Here is a 2,643-nt window from a genome sequence, read left to right as displayed (position 1 = left end):
ACCTAACTTACTGGCTACTTTTCTCAAAATAATTAAAGTCAGTGAAGGAGTCGCCCCCTCCACTGCTCTCCAAAACGGAACGTGATAGTTTCCCATCATTGGGCTCCTCAATAAAACGGCTGTTGTCATCAGTACGTCATTACCAACATATCGTTTTCCCAAACCCAAAGGCTTGGTTCCACTGGTGGCTTAGGTTTAGCACTTTTACAGCTAGATTTGTTACCGAGACTGCCATCGTTGGCGGTCTTTGTGTCGTGGCAATGTCGATGGAGTAGTTGCCAATTATCATAAGATTCCCTTCCACCTTTCGATTTAGGGATGATGTGGTCAACTTCTATCGAATCTCCATCTTTGAAGTAGTTATCGCAGTGGGTGCATTTCCCTTTTTGACGCTTGAGTAGTTTAGACACTCTCGCAGGTATTTCGGGGTGTACTCCCATTCTTGAACTCCAATATAACCAGTCACCGTCGTAGGGGGATGCTTTTCCTTTTACCTTTACATAGCGTTTTATTTCCGTGGAGCTATGTTGTATTAGCGCATAAGGATTGTTACCCTCTCCGGTTGCAAACACCCAGTTATTGCCTTCTACGGTTTTGAAGTATTTAAGGCGTATCCACCCTCTGCCTTTGTTCCTATGACGATGACGACCCCATTTGAGGAGCTTCCAAACCACTAAGTGCCACAGCCTTGCAAATATTTTCTGGCTGACGACTGAACAGAAGTAGTTACACCAACCCCGTATGATAGGATTGAGATTCTTAATTAAAGTCGCTTGATTTAAGCCACGCGACTTATTTATTACTTCTGCAACTTTTCTGTAGTGCCTCTTCTGGCTTTCCTTACTGGGGGTGATAATAGTTTTAAAACCCAATAAGACACCTCTAGTCCCTATTCCCGAGTTATATTTTCCTACTGGAAACTGCTTGATGTTGAATCCTAGAAAGTTAAATCCAGATTCTTCCCCATCTAGTCTATTCAGGGTATGGGCTATCTTTGTTTTACTCGGTTTTAGTTCTAACCCAATGTCACTTAACCACTTCTCTATCTCAACCTTACACAGCTTTACGACTTCTACATCCTCATGGAGGACTACGAAATCGTCAGCATATCTTATCAGTGAAATCGATTTGATTTTGTCTCGTAATCCACAAGTATGACCACGAGAGTCTCTCATCTCGAATTTTGGGGCTAAACCCATAATCAATTCCTCAAGCCCATGTAAGGCGACATTGGCAAGTAGAGGTGAAATCACCCCGCCCTGTGGTGTACCTTCATCAGTTGGGAACAGCTTGTTTCCATCCATTACACCAGCTTTTAACCAAGCTCGGATTTGTCTCCATAAGGTAGGATAGGTATTCAATTTTGAGAGAAGTACATCATGGTTAATGCGGTCGAAGCATTTGCTAATGTCGGCATCCAGCACATATTTTGATTTTTGCTTTATTGCCAAGAATATTGCTCCGATAGCATCGTGACATGAGCGCCCAGGTCTGAAGCCGTATGAGTTAGCTTCAAATCGCGCTTCCCATTCTGGTTCTAAAACCAGTTTGACTAACGCTTGCAAAGCTCGGTCTTCCATTGTCGGTATGCCTAATGGTCTTTCCTCATCTGTCCCTGGTTTGGGTATCCAAACTCGGCGTGTTGGCTTAACCTTAGAACCCAGTGATATTTTATTTATCAAGGCGAAACGTTGCTTTGGGGTTAGCGATTTCACACCATCCACACCAGCCGTCTTCTTCCCTTGATTATCCTGAGTTACCCGACGAACCGATAATGCTCTTGCTGTCCAAGAACTTATCAACAATTTCTGGAGTTTGCGTACTAGCTTGACATCACCACGATTAGACGCTTGATATATCCGTTTTTGCAACTTAAAGACGTTACGTTCTAGCTTTCGCCAGTTGATATCGCTCCATTCATACATCGGTTTTATTGCCGTGTTCATGACATTTACATTGCGAATTGTAGCTATACCATCCGTATTACCGTGAGTCCGTTAGCATATCCTTCACCATTACAGTGAGGCGTTGGCTTCTGACTCAATCTCTACCACCTGTTACCTGGATAATCCAGAGGTTTCGTCTTAGCTGACTGCTCGGAGTATTCGACCTCTCCGAGAGTAATCAGGTGGGTTACTTCGTTCCTCATAACCTTTGGTTTGTTCCATTAGGATGTCACCTTTTCACCGAGTTTTTGGGTAACGTAGGTATGTCGGGCAAAATCCTCATACCACCCTGTACTAATGCCCTTTTGGGACTACCAGCGCAAGAAGCCTTATTTCGCTGGTTCGGAGTAACGGTGATTCAGGCAGTGACTTCACTTTCGTTATCCATAGGAACTTGCTCACGGGATACCACTTTTTAGGCTAGTAGCTCTTTCCGCTTTTATCCCCGCTTCACCGATTGATGGCTAGTCTCTACAGTGGGGGATATGCTTTCACCTCTACGTCTGAGGGGCAGGATTTGACGCTTTCTAGGATACTGACGCTCACCTGCAAGGTTATTAAGTTATCATCTACAAGGGATTAAAGTGCTTTCCTCAATCCTGATGGATTACCCTGTAGAAGCCAGTCATCCCCCGATTTCTCGGTTTCGACTGAACGAATCGCACTTGGCAGCACCATTTAAGTCTGCATTCACAAT

1 protein-coding gene is annotated in these 2,643 nt (G+C 44.2%); it reads right to left on the bottom strand.

Annotated features, from left to right (window positions below):
* Positions 1-128: 128 nt before the first annotated feature.
* Positions 129-1,946 (bottom strand): group II intron reverse transcriptase/maturase, encoded by a 1,818-nt coding sequence (gene ltrA / locus JGK16_RS32435; RefSeq protein WP_293193991.1) that lies wholly within the window; start codon positions 1,944-1,946, stop codon positions 129-131.
* Positions 1,947-2,643 lie beyond the last annotated feature (697 nt).

It is taken from the genome of Microcoleus sp. PH2017_09_SFU_O_A (assembly GCF_020738625.1).
Taxonomy (GTDB): Bacteria; Cyanobacteriota; Cyanobacteriia; order Cyanobacteriales; family Microcoleaceae; genus Microcoleus.
The sequence above is the reverse complement of the archived record's forward strand: the minus strand, read 5'-3'. Positions and strand labels throughout refer to the sequence as shown.

Excerpts from the sequence above, each read along its gene's own strand:
- ltrA (WP_293193991.1), bottom strand. The coding sequence starts at position 1,946 with ATGAACACGGCAATAAAACCGATGTATGAATGGAGCGATATCAACTGG.